At 44.0% G+C, this 15696-nt stretch carries 17 protein-coding genes; 1 reads left to right on the top strand and 16 read right to left on the bottom strand.

Annotated elements, in window-relative coordinates; all coding sequences use genetic code 11:
* Window positions 1-7: 7 nt before the first annotated feature.
* Genes SJ2017_RS01360 through fliD form a run of 4 tightly spaced genes read right to left on the bottom strand, consistent with a single transcriptional unit; the run spans window position 8 to window position 3202 of the window.
* Window positions 8-1162 carry a flagellar hook-length control protein FliK gene (locus tag SJ2017_RS01360; RefSeq protein WP_080914648.1) on the bottom strand — a complete coding sequence of 385 codons (1155 nt, stop codon included), beginning with the start codon at window positions 1160-1162 and terminating at the stop codon, window positions 8-10.
* Complete coding sequence (locus tag SJ2017_RS01365; protein ID WP_080914649.1) at window positions 1152-1478, bottom strand: hypothetical protein; 327 nt, start codon at window positions 1476-1478, stop codon at window positions 1152-1154. The genes SJ2017_RS01360 and SJ2017_RS01365 overlap by 11 nt, the downstream gene beginning before the upstream one ends.
* Window positions 1447-1827 (bottom strand): flagellar export chaperone FliS, encoded by a 381-nt coding sequence (gene fliS / locus SJ2017_RS01370; RefSeq protein ID WP_080914650.1) that lies wholly within the window; start codon window positions 1825-1827, stop codon window positions 1447-1449. The genes SJ2017_RS01365 and fliS overlap by 32 nt, the downstream gene beginning before the upstream one ends.
* Before the next feature lie 16 nt (window positions 1828-1843).
* The gene (fliD, locus tag SJ2017_RS01375) at window positions 1844-3202 is read right to left on the bottom strand and encodes a flagellar filament capping protein FliD (protein ID WP_080914651.1); all 1359 of its coding nucleotides are present in this window, start codon (window positions 3200-3202) and stop codon (window positions 1844-1846) included.
* A 391-nt stretch (window positions 3203-3593) separates the two neighbouring features.
* Between fliD and fliB the strand changes: the two genes are divergently transcribed.
* Window positions 3594-4778 carry a flagellin lysine-N-methylase gene (fliB, locus tag SJ2017_RS01380; RefSeq protein WP_080914652.1) on the top strand — a complete coding sequence of 395 codons (1185 nt, stop codon included), beginning with the start codon at window positions 3594-3596 and terminating at the stop codon, window positions 4776-4778.
* A gap of 100 nt (window positions 4779-4878) precedes the next feature.
* Here fliB and SJ2017_RS01385 read toward each other — a convergent pair whose 3' ends face one another.
* The 12 genes from SJ2017_RS01385 to flgC all read right to left on the bottom strand — a co-directional run bounded on the left by SJ2017_RS01385 (window position 4879) and on the right by flgC (window position 15696).
* Window positions 4879-5685 (bottom strand): flagellin N-terminal helical domain-containing protein, encoded by an 807-nt coding sequence (locus SJ2017_RS01385; RefSeq protein ID WP_080914653.1) that lies wholly within the window; start codon window positions 5683-5685, stop codon window positions 4879-4881.
* Between the two features lie 254 nt (window positions 5686-5939).
* Window positions 5940-6971 carry a hypothetical protein gene (locus SJ2017_RS01390; protein WP_080914654.1) on the bottom strand — a complete coding sequence of 344 codons (1032 nt, stop codon included), beginning with the start codon at window positions 6969-6971 and terminating at the stop codon, window positions 5940-5942.
* A gap of 17 nt (window positions 6972-6988) precedes the next feature.
* Window positions 6989-7906, bottom strand: coding sequence for a flagellar hook-associated protein FlgL (gene flgL / locus SJ2017_RS01395; RefSeq protein ID WP_080914655.1), 918 nt, complete (start codon window positions 7904-7906; stop codon window positions 6989-6991).
* A gap of 16 nt (window positions 7907-7922) precedes the next feature.
* On the bottom strand, window positions 7923-9290 hold the full coding sequence (gene flgK / locus SJ2017_RS01400; protein ID WP_080914656.1) for a flagellar hook-associated protein FlgK: 1368 nt from the start codon (window positions 9288-9290) through the stop codon (window positions 7923-7925).
* Window positions 9291-9348: 58 nt separating this feature from the next.
* Window positions 9349-9825: a rod-binding protein gene (locus tag SJ2017_RS01405; protein WP_080914657.1), complete on the bottom strand. Its 477-nt coding sequence runs from the start codon at window positions 9823-9825 to the stop codon at window positions 9349-9351.
* Window positions 9825-10934 carry a flagellar basal body P-ring protein FlgI gene (locus SJ2017_RS01410; protein ID WP_420876300.1) on the bottom strand — a complete coding sequence of 370 codons (1110 nt, stop codon included), beginning with the start codon at window positions 10932-10934 and terminating at the stop codon, window positions 9825-9827. The genes SJ2017_RS01405 and SJ2017_RS01410 overlap by 1 nt, the downstream gene beginning before the upstream one ends.
* Before the next feature lie 115 nt (window positions 10935-11049).
* The gene (gene flgH, locus SJ2017_RS01415) at window positions 11050-11712 is read right to left on the bottom strand and encodes a flagellar basal body L-ring protein FlgH (protein ID WP_055025315.1); all 663 of its coding nucleotides are present in this window, start codon (window positions 11710-11712) and stop codon (window positions 11050-11052) included.
* A gap of 98 nt (window positions 11713-11810) precedes the next feature.
* On the bottom strand, window positions 11811-12596 hold the full coding sequence (flgG, locus tag SJ2017_RS01420) for a flagellar basal-body rod protein FlgG (RefSeq protein ID WP_055025314.1): 786 nt from the start codon (window positions 12594-12596) through the stop codon (window positions 11811-11813).
* A gap of 40 nt (window positions 12597-12636) precedes the next feature.
* Window positions 12637-13371, bottom strand: a complete 735-nt coding sequence (locus SJ2017_RS01425; protein ID WP_080914659.1) for a flagellar basal body rod protein FlgF — start codon at window positions 13369-13371, stop codon at window positions 12637-12639.
* Between the two features lie 9 nt (window positions 13372-13380).
* Window positions 13381-14586 carry a flagellar hook protein FlgE gene (gene flgE, locus SJ2017_RS01430; protein ID WP_080914660.1) on the bottom strand — a complete coding sequence of 402 codons (1206 nt, stop codon included), beginning with the start codon at window positions 14584-14586 and terminating at the stop codon, window positions 13381-13383.
* A gap of 22 nt (window positions 14587-14608) precedes the next feature.
* Window positions 14609-15277 carry a flagellar hook capping FlgD N-terminal domain-containing protein gene (locus tag SJ2017_RS01435; protein ID WP_055025311.1) on the bottom strand — a complete coding sequence of 223 codons (669 nt, stop codon included), beginning with the start codon at window positions 15275-15277 and terminating at the stop codon, window positions 14609-14611.
* Window positions 15277-15696, bottom strand: a complete 420-nt coding sequence (gene flgC, locus SJ2017_RS01440) for a flagellar basal body rod protein FlgC (RefSeq protein ID WP_055025310.1) — start codon at window positions 15694-15696, stop codon at window positions 15277-15279. Before flgC ends, SJ2017_RS01435 begins: the two co-directional genes overlap by 1 nt.

Below are 15696 nucleotides of genomic sequence, written 5' to 3' on the forward strand. Positions count from 1 at the left end.
TCCTTTGTTAAGCGAGTAAATCAACTTGTTCAGGCTTTAATGAGTCTGATTGAGTGAGTGAGCTAACGTCTTGTTGCTCATGTTGTTGATTCGCTTCTTCTGAAATGAATTGCTGCGCTATTGCGTCACGCGATGTGTGTTGCTGCTCTGATGAGGTGTCCGACATTTCAAAATCAATTTGACCACCATGTTCCATTTCTAAATCATGACGCAGTCTCTCTAACCCCATTTGTAGGGCATCACGTACGCTATTGTTGGCTGCGTGCATTTGAATATGTAGCCGATCACCATCAAGGCGAATATTGAGCTCTACTTTGCCAAGTTCAGGTGGGTCTAAACGCAATTCAGCAGATTTAATTTGCTGATCAATTTGAAACCTGAGCTGATCTCGAAGCGGAGATAGCAGCTCGTTTGACTGCTGTAACATGGGCGCAGATTGAGACACTGAAACAGGGCCCCACTGGCTCGTTGCTTGTGTTTTAGCTGCGGTTTGACTGAGTTGGTTAATGACTTGGTTAATATTATCTAACTCTGTGCTTACCCCGTCAGTCACTGGCGGTGTTATTGCCGCTGCTGGAGCCATATTGAGGTGCATTTCCATCGCAGGCTGCATGCTTTGTGGTGCCAAGGAGGTTGTTACCGATGTCGGCTGTTGACCATTGGGCAAGCCAGAGGCTAATTGATTAACCTGGGCTTGTGATGGCGCTGACGACTGGCTAACTTGCTGGTTTAGTAAAGCTAAAAAGTCACGTAATTCAGGGCTAATTGATGATGGAGAATTCGCGCTATTTTGCATTAACGAAAGTTCGCTTAAGACTGACTTTACTTGCTCTGAAGCCAGAGATAATGCCACTGGATTTTTACTATCAAATTCATTTGTTAATGCCGATAACGCCCCTGCAAGATAGGGGGTTTGCTTTATCTCACTGATAAAGTGGGCAGGGATGTGGCTTATCGCACTATTTTGTACAGTCACATTTTCTTGAGGCAATGTGACGACGTTTTTATCTGGTGAGACAAGGGATGATGGCAAGGGCATAACAAATCCCATATCGCCTTGAGATTCATGCTCAAAATCTGATTGTGTCTCACTTGAAATGCTAAAAGGTTGCGATGACGAATGACTCGCCATCGCAGATAAATTGGACACATTAGTTATCATAAATTTCACCGCAAAGACTGGTTAGCTTATAAGCTGAGATACCGTCTTTTGTTGCTTGGAACTGCTTCATCTCTTTATTCAGCAAGTCTTTTTCTGCTGTAGCCTGAGCAATCACCAATTGATGGGTTTTTGAAAGGGATTGGCGAGCCAATAATTGCTGCTGAGTTTTGGGCTTACCCTTAACGGTAAGCGCCATCATCATTAGCTCATTAACTTTTTCTACCTTCTTCCAGTCTTTTGCTTTGGCATATTTAATCAGTGCAGCTTCAAATTGCTGCCACTGATTAGTTGAGGTTGGCCCAGCCGGCTCTGACATCTGTAATTACCTTAATGACGGGGGTAAGCTCAGTGACGCTGTTTTCAACACTAGCGGTCACTAATTGACGACTGCAGTAGTCGTAGAGGCGGTTTAGTGTGATGGCGACTTCACCACCATTCTCTAAATCCAACATCGAATCCAAACCATGAACAATGTTGAGACACTTATTGACACTTTTCCCTTTATCTTCATAGCTTTGTCGCTCCATGTATCCACTGGTACGCTCAATTTCTTCCAGTAAACCGTCCAACAACATACGCACCATTTCATGGGGATTAGCTGAGGCGACTCTGGCGTCTAGTGCGGTTTGCTTGTAAGCATTAAAAGGATCGTATTCGTTCAACATTGTTCATTTTTCCTAATTAAAATAGGCCACTAGCCGTATTTAACTTGTTAATGGTGTTTTCCATTGCAGTAAACTGAGTGAGTAAAATTTGGTAGCGTTGACTCATGTGGTTGTCATGACGAGACATGTTGTCTTCGATTTGTTCCACTTGAGAATCAAGGTTTTTCTGCTTTAAATCGATGTAGCCATTGTTTTTAGTGAATGGGTCGATGATTGAATTGATACGATCAATGTAACCACCGTCAGCGGTAAACATTTCCTTGATCGCCTCTGAGTCACTGCTAATGGTTTGAGAGAGCTTTTCATCGTCGACAGACAGCTTGCCATCACGACCCATTTCGATGCCGATATCAGAGAGGCGCATGCCATTGGGGGCTTCATCGAAAATGGCATTACGAACACTGTTCTGCAGCATACGCAGGCTTGAATCGCCTTTTAAAATACCGATCTGATCTTCGCCGACTGATGAGTTTTCATCATCATCATCGTCTTCATCGTCATCATCTTTGTCTTTGTCGCCATTAATATCATCTAAAACCGAGCTCCCCATTGAGCGGGTGAGTTGGTTTAGTTGCGTCATTAATTCATTGAAAGAATCAACAAAATCATTAACGGCTTTTTCGGTGCCTTCGGTATCGTTACCAATGGTAATCGTGGCGCTTTCACCGACGTTATGGGCTTTTTTCAGCTCGATATTGACGCCATCAATGACGTTATCGAGGTAATTGCTGCTACTGGTGATATCAATGCCATTAAGGGTAAACTCGGCATCTTGGGCTTTAATTCTTTCTTGAGTGCCCCAGTCTGTGCCATTCATCTCCATGGTGACTGTGCAGTCTTTTCCGGTTTCATCCGATGTCAGCATCAATTCAACTTGACCACCTGTTCTGACTAAAGAAGCTGTGACACCAGGGTTGTCAGGATGCTTGTTGATTGCATCACGTAAGTCACTTACCGTTGCGTTACCTGAAGCGTTAAGCTCGGCCATATCAATGTCGATGCTATTGCCACCGACATCGATGCTGACCACACCAGTGGTTGGTAGAATTTCATCTTCACTTGTGAAGGATTTAGTGATTTGATGCGCTTGAGCCAGTTGCTTAACATATAAATCGTAAACGCCAGCAGGTGCATCACTGTCTACTGTGATGGTGGCACTGTCATCGCTAATTTCAGACGTTTTACCTTCGAAGGCATCACCGTTTAAGTTTTCCAGATTACTGGTCATCTTGTTTAAGGTGCGTTCTAAAATTTTATAAGCATCAATTTGTGCTTTGCTGTTATCTAAGTTGTTTTTAAATAAAGCATCTTTACTCATTCGTTCTGCAGCAACTAATTGCTCGGCAAATGAGGCGGCACTCATACCTGAAATCATGGCAACTCCTATTGGCTAACTAGCTTAAATGGCAATCTTTATGCCAATGACTAAGCTGTTGTTTGGTAATCTTTTATTGTTTGCTTGTCGGCTAGGTGACTTCCGTTTTATTGAGCCGGGTGGAAGCTGGGCTTCCGTTAGTTTGTCTATTATTTACAATTATGTTTAACAGTGGTTCAAAGCGACCATAAATCGTTGCAACTGAATTTAAGTTACTGATTATTATCGTTGATAGTAAACTGCAGACTGCAACTTATGCTGGGAGGGCGTTAAAGATAAAAAAGAAGTTGAATTGTAAGAGTTCTTTTAAATAGGTTGCTGAAGATACTTCACTTATCCCTACTCATGGTCGCCTTTTCATATATAGATCCGTTTTAAAAGGCTAACAATCGTGAAACAATCCATAGTTAAACCCAATTTTGTCAAAAACTTTAATTGCATTGGAGCGAGTTGCGAAGACAGCTGCTGCTTTGGTTGGAATATTCAGATAAACAAAGCAAATTACAAAAAAGTGATTAAACATCCAGAGTTAAAAGACTTAGCTGTTGTGGCGCTGAAGAAAGTCAAAAAAAGTGAGCATCATTGGGCGCAAGCAATTTTAGATAAACAAGGCGGGTGCCAATTTCTTGATGAAAATAGCTTATGCCAAATACATGCAAAAGCGGGTGAGCAGTACTTGAGTACAACCTGCCAAACATATCCTAGATTGAGTCGAGGTTGCGATGGTAACCGTTATGAAAGTCTTACTTTATCTTGTCCTGAAGCTGTACGTATGGTGCTGTTTAAGGATGATGCGTTTATATTTGAAACAACAACATACCAAAGTAAGCAGTTGACTAAAGCGACCCCGTTGTGGGCTCGTATTACGTACGACTGCAGCCTACAATTGTTGCTCAAACCTGGAATGCCACTTGAGTTAAGTTTACTTGCTATCGGCGTTCTGATGAATACGGCTGAATCAGCAATGAAGCATCAAGCTCCAAGTGAAAATATTGAAAATATGTACCATCAATTGGATGCTTTGTCGGACTCTGGCGCTCTTAAACAGCATTTCGATGGCTTTGATAGTGATAATAAGCAGCATAAATTACATGCGTTTAGTTCCATTCATCTATGGCTGAATACCAATAGCGTAAGGCGTGGTCGAGAGCGGTTCGAACAAATCAACCTTGCTATTAAAAGCTTAGCTGATGAAGAAAAGCGGTTCTGTTTTGATAAAATTGATGGTATTTGGCAGCAACAAGTTTTACCTCTTTTGGCACAGTATCCGACATTATTTCAACGCTATGGTTTTTATTATCTTTATCAAATGAACTTTCCGGTTATTGATAAGCTTTCGCCTTCTGAAGCGTATCGATTGATGATGGCTGACTTTTTTATGCTTAGAATTTACTTAACTGCGATGGTGAATTATCGAGGTGAACTTACAGAAGCTGATTTAGTGATGTGTTTTCAGGTGTACCATACTCAACGCCAGCATAAGCAAAATTTTAGTCGGTACATTATTAACTTATTGAATGAGTGTGGTTTTGTAGATGTTCCCTCTATAGTTTCATTATTAGCTGCTCAGAAATAATTGAGGGTATTTTTAAATGTAAGGTTTGATATTAATTAAATCAGCAAAACAATAAAAACACAAAAGGGCCATTTGGCCCTTTTAGTGTCATTGGGTTTGATTAGCGTAATAGACCCATAACTAACCCAGTGTTTTGGTTAGCGTTCGAAAGTACAGTAGTACCTGCTTGAACTAATAACTGGTTTTTAGTCATGTTAGCTGATTCAACTGCGAAATCTGCATCCATGATTCGGCCTGCTGCAGCTTTAGTGTTTTCAGTAACGTTAGTTAGGTTTGAATCCGTGTGACCTAAACGATTAATGTTAGCACCTAATGTTGAGTGCTCTACACCTACTGCATCGATAAACTTATCAACTTCAGTGATTGCTTTAGTTGCTCCACCTGCGGCAGAGATATCCTCAGTCACACCTGCTAGATTAGCTTTATCTACTTTTACATCTAAGGTTTCAGCTGCACCAGCACCAATTTGGAAAGTAACACCAGCAGTCAGTGAGTCAAATAGTTTATTGCCAGAGTACTCTGTATTATCAACAATTCGAGTTATTTCTTTAGTAAGCTCTTGGAATTCGTCGTTCAATGCTTTTAGATCTGTTGCAGAGTTCACGCCGTTAGCTGCTTGCGTAGCAAGCTCTTTTTGACGCATTGCAATTGTAGAAAGTTCTTCAAGCGCACCATCAGCAGTTTGTAGCATAGAGCTTGCATCATTCACGTTACGGCTAGCTTGCTCCATACCTGTTACGTTTGCATTTAAGCGAGTTGCAATTTGTAGACCTGCAGCATCATCAGCAGAGCTGTTGATACGAAGACCTGTTGATAAACGCTCCATAGCGTTAGTCATTAGATCGTTACTTTTAGTCACTGAGTTTTGAGCGATGTTTGAAGCATGATTAGTATGAACAGATAACATAATGTTTTCCTATAGTTTAAAGTTTTGGTCTCACAATTAATTAAAACGACACAGGAAAACGAAACTGAATCGGAGTGATAAAAAAAATACTAAAATTTTGTTCAAATGAGGGAGTAAAACAGAATCTTGTAGCTTGGTATAAACCCCAAAGCCCATCAAATACAGGGCGTGAGGGATGTGTGTTGAGACTCGAAGTGAATTACAACAAGGGACTTTTCACGAATAAAATCTCATTATCGTGAGAAACAATGTATTTATGGCTTACTTTTTAATAGCGATGACACATGGTCACGGCTGACATTAGCTTGCGCCATTAAGGACGTCACCTGGGCAGAAAAAGGTGTAGGCTGCATCAGCTCTTTGAGTTTAGCCATGTTGTTATCAAGGTTGCCATGAAGTTGTTCTTGGTAGTTAGTTCGCTTTAATTGCTGCTGCACTTTTTGTTTGCTGCTGCGTAACTCCATTAACTGTTGAGTCACTTTTTGCTGAGTTTTAGCAATTTTAGCCTGTGTTTGTTTAATGTCTTCGGGCTTATCGAAACGCCACTCTTTTGGATCTTGCCAAGATAATATCTCTACCACTTTTACTGTGCGAGCTTCGCCAGCTGGCAGGCGTTGTCCTTGGCCTGACATCAGTAAACCCGCTTGTATCTGTTGCCATTCACTATGTTCACTGCTGAGCATAGCTGAATCTCGTGCAGGTGCTTGTACCGTTATCCCAATATCTTTTAAAGCATGAGTCAGTTGCTTGGCTAAGTACTGGCTATTTTGATGCGCGGGTAATAACGCACTTGCAGCTTGATTCCCATATTGCACGGTAATGCGTTCATCACGGGTTTTTACCCCAATTAAATCAACCGACTTGAGCTGAAAGAAATGCTTAGCTGCTGGGCGCTGGCTATTGATTAAGTTCAGTTGGTGATCAACTAACGGTTGCTGTTGATAACTGATATCGAGCGCTGCTAGTTGTTGTTGGAGTTGCTTTGCGGTATCAGATTGTTGTTCTGACAGGCCATGCTGCAAAGAGGCATTACTGAGAGGAACTTGCAGTTTTTTGAGTAATTGCGACACCTTTAGTAAGCCTTGTTCAGCCACTTGATTGGCTGAAATAGCATGTTGACCTTGAGTGACTTTCGCCCACTTTTGGTAGCTTGCTAATCTGTGGGTTGGAATCGAAGGCGCAGGTTTGGTTGTCGCTGGCTGTGAGCTTGGCACAGCGGTAGGTGCTGGCGCAACCGTTTGGTTGCGCTGCAATACATTGAGACTCTCGGAAATACCTTTAAGCATGGATTTGGTTAACTAACTTACATGTGGTTGAACAATGATAACTGACTTACCTGCACAAAAGACTGTTGCGTCACCTGTAATGTGGTCAACTTCAAATTAAACTCAGCTGTGGCTTGAGCGTAATCTAAGCCTTCGGTTTCACCGATGACTTCTTCGCTGAATAAAATGCGCTCTGTGTGAGTTGTTTGCATCAAACTAAGGGCATTTTGTTTACCACCAATATCAGTAATAGCGCCGCTAATGCTTGCTAAAGAGTCATCTAATGTCGCTAACATATCTTCAGCTGCTTGCCTAAAATCATCATCGCCAGGACTTAAATCTGGGTCATTCAGTACGTCGATGAATTGCTTGGTTTGATTCAGGATATCAGTGCCGCCTGATGAGAATAAAAATTCTTGAGCAGTCACGTTACCCTTCATCCAAGCTGAGCCGGATATCTGTACTTCTCGGTGGCCATCATCGCCTTGATAAAAATAGTTACCATCAGCATCAATACCGATAGGAGCTGTCCCTGTCTCGTTACCTGAAAACAGGTAGTTTCCGCCGTCATCTTTTGCATTAACCACATCCACAAATGACTCTAATAATTCACTTAGCTCGGCAGCGTAAGCGGCTCTATCTTCAGGAGATAGCGCACCGTTATTGGCACCGATGGTGATTTCGCGCATCCGCATTTGCAGGTTAGTCATGCTTGAAAGGTAGGTTTCAGAGCGATCTAAACTGGTACTAAGTGATTCAGTGTTTTGTAAGTATTGCGATGTAGAAGCTAAATCTCGCTGGGTTGTGATGACCTTAGCCATGCCAATAGGATCATCTGAAGGACGCAAAATGGACTTACCTGTGGCCATTTGTTGATTCACTCTAGCCACATCACTGGTGAGGTTTTGCATGCTTTGTAGGTTTTGGCTGTACATATTCATCATGCTAACGCGCATTACAGAATTCCTTCAGTTAGATAGACATTAAAAGCGTTTGGAACAATTGATCAGCGGTAGAGATGACCTTGGCATTGGCTTGATAAGATTGTTGATAAATAATCAGATTCACCCCTTCTTCATCCATGCTAACGCCACTGGTACTCGCCCATTGTGATTGCGCTTCCATTTGCAGTTTTAATGCCGTGTCCTGGGCCATTTGCGCTTGGCGAGAGGCCGAGCCGAGTTGGCCGACTTTACTGGCATAAACATCACCCATAGTGGTCGTGACACCCATAGACTCAAACGTAAACTCGGTATTGGCAAGTTCTAATATGTCTTTTAAGTTGTCGTTATCACCGGGTGTACCATCCTTACCAAATGCCAGCATTTCAGCGGTAAAGCCGTCACTGATTTTGATGGTGCCCGCAGGGTTACTCGGGTCGTAAGTGAATAAATCCAGGGTCGGCTTTTCGCCGTTAAGGTCGGTACCTTCGCGCAATACTGCATTAAACTCGTCAGCGACGGTTTGTGCGAGTTCGTTAATAAACGCCATTGACTCAGCTAAGCTGGTGTCACGGTAATCGAGTAATGCTCCAAAGCTACCTCCGGCGGTTTCATCAATCGGAAAACTGGAGTTACCAAACTGGATACTGACCTTAGATAATTGTGGGTTTTCAGGATCTGGCTGAGTTGATAGCGTTGAAGACTGAGTGCCAGAAACCAACGGCTGTCCTTGAGCCAATGAGATGTTCTTCATCCCTTGAGAATCTTCAACGACGCGGATATCAACAATCACGGCTAAGTCATCAATCGCAGCATCGCGCGCATCAAGTAACGACAGCGGTGGGTTACTTCCTGATGATTGAATTTCTGCATTAAAGCTGGCAATTGTCTCAAGCAAAGCATTGATTTCTTTAGTTGAGGCGTTAATTTGTCCTTCGACTTGCTTAAGCTGTGAGTCGATACCGTCACTGATAGAATTGAATCTTTGGGTCAAGGCACGAGATTCATTTAATACACTCTGACGATGGGCAATTTCATTGGGTTGCTCCATAGCTGAGTTGAGCGAAGCGAACAATAAATCTAAACCTGCGGAAATGTTATTGCCCTCAGAACCAAATATTTGCTCGGCTTGAGTGTAATAACTGGCTTGCACACTGGTAAAGCCGACATCACTGGTGGTTTTCCACAGTTGCGCCACTTCATACTGATCTGAAATACGACGAACACCGTCAACCATGACCCCCATACCGCTACCGTAAGCACTGCTGCCTACAGAACTCATCAATACAGATTGGCGTGAATAGCCTGGTACCATTGCATTGGCAATGTTATTTGATGTGGCATTGAGTGCTGCCATACTGGCATTAATGCCTGACATCCCAATATTGAGCATGCTCATATCTAATCCTCATGTCACAGCGTCGAATCCAGTCGATATTGCGAATTGTTCGCCGCTGTTATTTGTTCGGTTTGGCCATTAGTGGAATATTTAACGCTGGCTGCATGGCTGTTGTGTTCACAGTCATCACTGAACTTTGTTCAGTTTTTGCAGGTATTTGCGCGCTGGTATTCTCAACTTGAGTGACGTGTTCAGTATGGTTATTAGAAGCGACACTATCAGGAGCCGACTTAAGCCCAGCGGACAATTGTTTTGTCATTACGCTAGCAAGGCCGGTGCTTTGTAGCTGACTTAATCGACCCGCCAATTCAGCATCATGCCAGTCTCGGTACATGCCATCATTTTGAGATGATAATGGACTGTTTTTATCGGCCATGACATCAGATGCCGAGCGCATTTGTTTGAGCACTGTCTGTAAAAATTGGGCTTCAAATTGCTGGCTCACCAGCTCTAAAGCACCGTGTTCACCATTGGCTTCGATTAAGTCTTTGGCATTGAGGTTATTCAGATAACCGTGGTTATTATCTAATTTCATTAAATCACCACTAATTCAGCTTCTAATGCGCCAGCTTCATTAAGCGCTTGCAGTATTGCCATTAAGTCCATTGGTGAGGCGCCTAAGCTATTGACTGCTCTTACAACATCATTGAGTGCAATGCCTTCTGGCCACACAAACATATGCCCATCGCCCGTATCAATATCTATATCACTGTCACTACCAACCACAGTTTGACCTTGCCCTTGGCCTATAAACGGCGCATTGGGCTGGCTGACAAATTCTTGCTCTACAATCGACACGACTAAGTTGCCGTGGCTGACAGCTGCTTTTCTAACAACAACATTGCCACCCATCACTACTGTGCCTGTACGGCTGTTAAACACTACGCGGGGGGATTTTCGCCCTTGTTCAATTTGCAGCTCTTCAAGGATAGACATAAAGGTCACACGCTCACGATTTGATTCAGGCGCACGAACTAAAACCTTAGCGCTGCTATCGGCTTCTGCGACATCAGGGCCAAATAACTCATTCACAGCTCGCTCAATATTGCGGGCAGTTTTAAAACTGGGATCGCGCAGGTTAAGGACAATGTGTTCGGTTTCGTTAAAGTTACTGTGGATCTCTGCCTCTAGCAGCGCCCCGTTAGGAATTACCCCTACGGTCGGGGTATTAATCGTCAAAGACGTACCGTTGCGACCTTGAGCTGAAATGCCGCCAACGACCAAGTTACCTTGTGCCACGGCATATACTTCACCATCGACAGCACGTAGCGGGGTCATCAATAAGCTGCCGCCACGTAAACTTTTTGCATCACCCAAAGATGACACGGTCACATCAATGGTTTGGCCCGCACTTGCCAGTGGTGGAATAGTGGCATGTACAGCGACCGCTGCGACATTTTTCAATTTAGGGTCGGTTCTATCATCAATTTGTACGCCAAACTGCTTGAGCATATTAACGATAGATTGACTGGTAAAGCGCACTTGGTTACGGTCACCGGTGCCATCGAGCCCCACAACTAAACCGTATCCTACGAGTTGGTTATCACGGATACCTTGCACATCAACAATATCCATCAAATAACGATTTTGAATGGCTTGTTCTGTTTGCGGTGCAGCAGTGGTTTGAAATGACAAAATAGTCATTAACACGCTCGCAAAAAATGCGATAGCTTGTTTCATTTAACGCTCCATGCCTGCACGAATTGGCAGGCACTAACAAAAGTAAACTGGATGAGATGACGCTGTGCAAGTCGTGTCATTACAATGGGAACCAAGGGCTATTAAAGTATCGAGACGCCCAACCCATTTGGTTACTGTCTGAAATTGCACCCTGACCGCCATAGATAATTCTGGCATCAGCAATACGTTGAGATGAAATAGTATTGTCGTTGCCAATGTCATCGGTGCGGATCAGTCCGAGTAATCTAAGGTACTCATCACCTTGGTTCAGCCTGAGCCATTTCTCGCCTCGAATGAGCAAGGCGCCGTTAGGTAACACTTTGGCGACCGTGACAGTAATGGAACCGGTTAATTGGTTTTGTTGAGTGCTTGAACCTGTGCCGTTAAATGAACGTCCCGTATCTGCGCCACCGCTGCCAGCAAAACTGCTGTTGCCTGACGAGCCTTGTGCGCCAATAGACATCGAGCTTTCTTTATTGGTTTTGGTATCAGCTTTTTTGCTCGAATAAGTTTTTTCATCCAGTGACACAGTGAGGATATCGCCTTCACGAAATGCCCGTTTATCTTTAAAAAGTGTCAACATATAACCTTGACGATAAACACTACCATTACTGGCTTCTGGCAAGCTGTAATCAATTTCTGGGGGAGCCCACTCTGGCTTACCCGGTGCCGTTTCTGGCTCAGGAAGGTGAGATGCACAACCCGATAGCAGTAGTACTATCGCAATCCAGCTATGTCGCATAATATTCCTTGTCGAGACGAAGTTAACCTGACCATGAGTCAAAGTATTACAAGGGTATTGAGCAAGGTTATGCCTTGCTCAATACCTGTCGTGAGTGTTTACAGTGCTTGGTTTAAGAATTTGAGCATGTCATCTGATGAGGACACGACTTTGGCATTCATTTCATAGGCACGTTGAGTCGAGATCATTTCAACCATCTCTTCAACAACATTAACGTTGGCACCTTCAAGAGAACCTTGGCGAATTTGGCCAATAGCTTGATCGCCTGCAACCCCTTCAATCGCTGCACCAGATGCGCCTGTTTCACGATATAAGTTGTCTCCGCGCGCCTCTAAACCAGCAGGGTTGGTGAAGTTAACTAAGGTGATTTGGCCTAATTCTTGTGCTTCGGCTTGGCCCGCCATTTGTGCAGACACTTGACCGTCTGATGCAATCGTTACGGTTAACGCATCTTCCGGAATTTCGATATTGGGCACTAAAGGCAAACCTTGTGATGTCACCATTAAGCCGTCGCTACTACGGAAAAATTGGCCATCACGGGTATACCCTAAGTCACCATTTGCTTCTTCGATTTGGAAGAAACCTTGGCCTTGAATCGCCATGTCTAGCTGCTGGCCTGTAGTGAGAATATCGCCTGTGGTAAATACTTTTTGGGTACCAGCGACACGGGTACCTGTACCTAATTGAAGGCCTGATGGTAATTCATTTTGCTCATCTACTTGGCCGCCAGGCTGGCGTTGTACTTGATAAAACAAATCGTTAAATGCCACACGGTCACGCTTAAAACCTGTGGTGTTAACGTTAGCCAAGTTGTTGGCAATGGTGGTCATTTTAGTGTCTTGAGCACTAAGGCCCGTTTTACTTACCCATAATGCAGATTGCATGATGTGATTCCTTTTATTTTATTCTGTCGTGCGTGTTTTGTTATGCATCACGCATTAAACGATTGCCTGATTCAGCCAGTTTCTCGGCGCTTTGCATCAGTTTCACTTGCACTTCAAATTGGCGGCTTAAGTCCATTGATGCTATGAGTTCGCTTACCGCTTTAACATTACTGGCCTCAAGAAAGCCGCTACGCACTAGCACTTCATCGTCTGCGGCTAATGGCATTCCATCGTTACTGTAAAACAGTCCATCTTGGCCTTTTTGAATTTGCTGTAAGTCTGGGTTAACCAGTTTTAGCTGACCGACTTCTTCGGTAATGTTGCCTGTGTCGGCAACGATACTGATGCGACCATCATCACCAATGAATAGCTCTCGGTATTCGGGTAGCACGATTGGACCATCAACGCCTGCGACAGGGCGACCATCTATGGTTAATTGCCCCGCAGCATCAGGCACGACGACACCAGAGCGGGTATAAGCTTCTCCATTAGGTGTCATCACACTAAATAGACCGCCATCATTGATGGCTAAATCTAATGTTCTGCCTGTTGGGTTGAGCACACCAGCCTGTTGGCTAAAGCCGCTACTTTCAGTTTGCGCTAAGACTCGAGTGTGTAAGCTATTACCTGTGGGGGTGACCACTTTGGCATTCACACGCTCAAGATCTGCCTTAAAGCCAGTGGTATCAGCATTTGCCAGGTTGTTGGCTCTGATAGCTTGGGCTTCCATGACTCTGGTCGCGCCTGTTGCAGCGGTATACAGCATCTTATCCATGGTTCAGCCTTAAATAACGTTTAGTAATGCTTGCTGCATAGTCGAGTTGGCATCTAACACTTTGGCATTTGACTGGTAGTTTCGCTGGGCGGTCATTAAGTTAACCATTTCAGCGGTGTTATCGACATTTGAGCTTTCTAGGTAACCTGCATTAATTGACCCTAAGGTGCCTGTTGTTGGCGTGCCAATCATTGGTTGGCCCGCTGAGTTAGTGGCAACCCACGCATTTTGACCTACAGGGTTTAAACCATTTGGGTTGTTGAAATCGGCTAACACCACTTGCCCTTGAAGTTGCTCTTCACCATTAGTGTAAGTGCCGTACAAGTTACCGCCATCGTCAAGGCGAATACCGTTAAGCTCACCTGATGTGTAACCGTTTTGGCTTAGGCTTGAGTTGTTATAGTCAGAAGCGTATTGGGTGCTTTTATCAAAGCTGAGTGCCAATACCATTGCGGCTGCACCGCCAGTAATATCTCGTGGGATGTCTAATTCAAAATCAGCGCCAGCAGTCAGCAAACCGTTTTCATCAAATGACAGTTGATGACCCGCAGCTGGCGTAATATCTTCATCGCCCATCACATAGTGAACTGACCACTCATTGTCATCCGTTTTAACAAAGTATTGCGTTAGTGCGTGCTCATTACCTTGTGAATCATAGGTCGTCACAGTACTTGAAGAGTGATACGTCGATGCATCATCTTTATCAAACGGAGTGTCAGTTTGGTCGATTGCATCGACTCGAGAGTCGAGGTTAGACACTAAGCTAATGGTACTGGTTGCTGAAGCAGGTAATGAGCCTGCTTGTATTTGTAAGTCTGTGACATTACCGTTTTGTAATTGACCGCCAGGTCCGACACTGTAACCTTGTAAACGGTTACCCGCTGGATCGGTTACATAGCCATTGGCATCTTGATTGAACATACCTGCACGTGAGTACATGGTGCTGCCATCTTGACCGCTAAGAACAAAGAATCCATCACCTTGAATTCCCATATCAAGTTGACGACCTGTGTACGCAAGGCTGCCTGCCATCGAGAAGTTTTGGCTAGTCGACATGGTATTTACACCGCCAGGTTGGCCACCATTGTAAACGGCTGCAAATTCGCTACGGCCACTACGGAAACCAACAGTAGAACCGTTAGCAATGTTGTTACTGATGGTGTTTAAGTCTTGTGTTGTTGCTTGTAAACCACTTAATGCGATATTGAACGACATGGTGTAATCCTATTAATTTTTGTTATGAGACTTCAGAGATTTCGAGAACAGAAACGGTGCCAAGCCCGTTACCTAATTCGGCCATCATGACGCCGGAGGCACTGACAAAATGAACTTTTTCAATGGTTGCAGCGATGAAGGTATCTGCGGTTTCTGTAACATCATCAGCAGTGATATTGGCTTCGATACTGTATTCGCCAGCAGGCAAATCTAGGGCTTCTGGATCAATGGTAAAGGCCACATCACCAGGCTCTTGAGAACCTAACTCTAAGGTATGTACCACATCACCATTTTCGTCGATGATATCGATACTGAGTTCTTCAACCGCATTACCTAGATAGACTTTGCCATCAACAGGTAAGCCGTCTATTTCAAGCTCTGATGCTGGCACCATGGCCGTTTTGCCTACAAGTTGCGCTGATTGCACAATGGCTAAATTTTCCATCATAACCATGCTGGTGGCTTGATTTGCGCGCATGTGCTCAAGACTTTCTACTTGTGAGAACTGTGCCAGTTGAGTGACGTACTCAGTGCCATCAATAGGGTTGGTAGGATCTTGATTTTGAATTTGCGCAATCATCAGGGTTAGAAATTCATTGCGGATAGATGAAGCATCATTGCCTGGTGAATTCATGACTTCTGTGGCAGTTGCAGCAGGGTCATTACTGGTTGTACTTGGGGTAACATTCATTATTTGTTTCCTAGCTGCAAGAGCCCTTGTTGCATAGAACGAGCACGGTTCATCACTTCTACATTGGTTTCAAATGAACGACTCGCTGCCATCATGTCAGCCATTTCTTCAACTGTGTTGACGTTTGAATAGGCGACATAACCGAGTTCGTCAGCAAAGGGATGATCAGGCTCGTATCGCATATCTAACGGAGCATCGGTTTCGACAATGGCGGCGATTTCAACTTGTGCACCAGCGGCTTTGCCTTCTTGGGTTTGGTTGTAGATCGTTGAGAAAACCGGCTTCAATGCACGATATGCATCATCAGGGTTTTCTGCCGCAGCACCTGAGTTAGCCAAGTTACTGGCCACAGTGTTTAAACGAATGGTTTGTGCGTGCATACCTGCACCCGCAATTTGGTATATTTCTCCAAATGACAT

The organism is Shewanella japonica, assembly GCF_002075795.1.
In the GTDB taxonomy this organism is placed as follows: domain Bacteria; phylum Pseudomonadota; class Gammaproteobacteria; order Enterobacterales; family Shewanellaceae; genus Shewanella; species Shewanella japonica.

Excerpts from the sequence above, each read along its gene's own strand:
- SJ2017_RS01360 (WP_080914648.1), bottom strand. The coding sequence starts at position 1,162 with ATGATAACTAATGTGTCCAATTTATCTGCGATGGCGAGTCATTCGTCA.
- SJ2017_RS01365 (WP_080914649.1), bottom strand. The coding sequence starts at position 1,478 with ATGTCAGAGCCGGCTGGGCCAACCTCAACTAATCAGTGGCAGCAATTT.
- fliS (WP_080914650.1), bottom strand. The coding sequence starts at position 1,827 with ATGTTGAACGAATACGATCCTTTTAATGCTTACAAGCAAACCGCACTA.
- fliD (WP_080914651.1), bottom strand. The coding sequence starts at position 3,202 with ATGATTTCAGGTATGAGTGCCGCCTCATTTGCCGAGCAATTAGTTGCT.
- SJ2017_RS01385 (WP_080914653.1), bottom strand. The coding sequence starts at position 5,685 with ATGTTATCTGTTCATACTAATCATGCTTCAAACATCGCTCAAAACTCA.
- SJ2017_RS01390 (WP_080914654.1), bottom strand. The coding sequence starts at position 6,971 with ATGCTTAAAGGTATTTCCGAGAGTCTCAATGTATTGCAGCGCAACCAA.
- flgL (WP_080914655.1), bottom strand. The coding sequence starts at position 7,906 with ATGCGCGTTAGCATGATGAATATGTACAGCCAAAACCTACAAAGCATG.
- flgK (WP_080914656.1), bottom strand. The coding sequence starts at position 9,290 with ATGAGCATGCTCAATATTGGGATGTCAGGCATTAATGCCAGTATGGCA.
- SJ2017_RS01405 (WP_080914657.1), bottom strand. The coding sequence starts at position 9,825 with ATGAAATTAGATAATAACCACGGTTATCTGAATAACCTCAATGCCAAA.
- SJ2017_RS01410 (WP_420876300.1), bottom strand. The coding sequence starts at position 10,934 with ATGACTATTTTGTCATTTCAAACCACTGCTGCACCGCAAACAGAACAA.
- flgH (WP_055025315.1), bottom strand. The coding sequence starts at position 11,712 with ATGCGACATAGCTGGATTGCGATAGTACTACTGCTATCGGGTTGTGCA.
- flgG (WP_055025314.1), bottom strand. The coding sequence starts at position 12,596 with ATGCAATCTGCATTATGGGTAAGTAAAACGGGCCTTAGTGCTCAAGAC.
- SJ2017_RS01425 (WP_080914659.1), bottom strand. The coding sequence starts at position 13,371 with ATGGATAAGATGCTGTATACCGCTGCAACAGGCGCGACCAGAGTCATG.
- flgE (WP_080914660.1), bottom strand. The coding sequence starts at position 14,586 with ATGTCGTTCAATATCGCATTAAGTGGTTTACAAGCAACAACACAAGAC.
- SJ2017_RS01435 (WP_055025311.1), bottom strand. The coding sequence starts at position 15,277 with ATGAATGTTACCCCAAGTACAACCAGTAATGACCCTGCTGCAACTGCC.
- flgC (WP_055025310.1), bottom strand. The coding sequence starts at position 15,696 with ATGTCATTTGGAGAAATATACCAAATTGCGGGTGCAGGTATGCACGCA.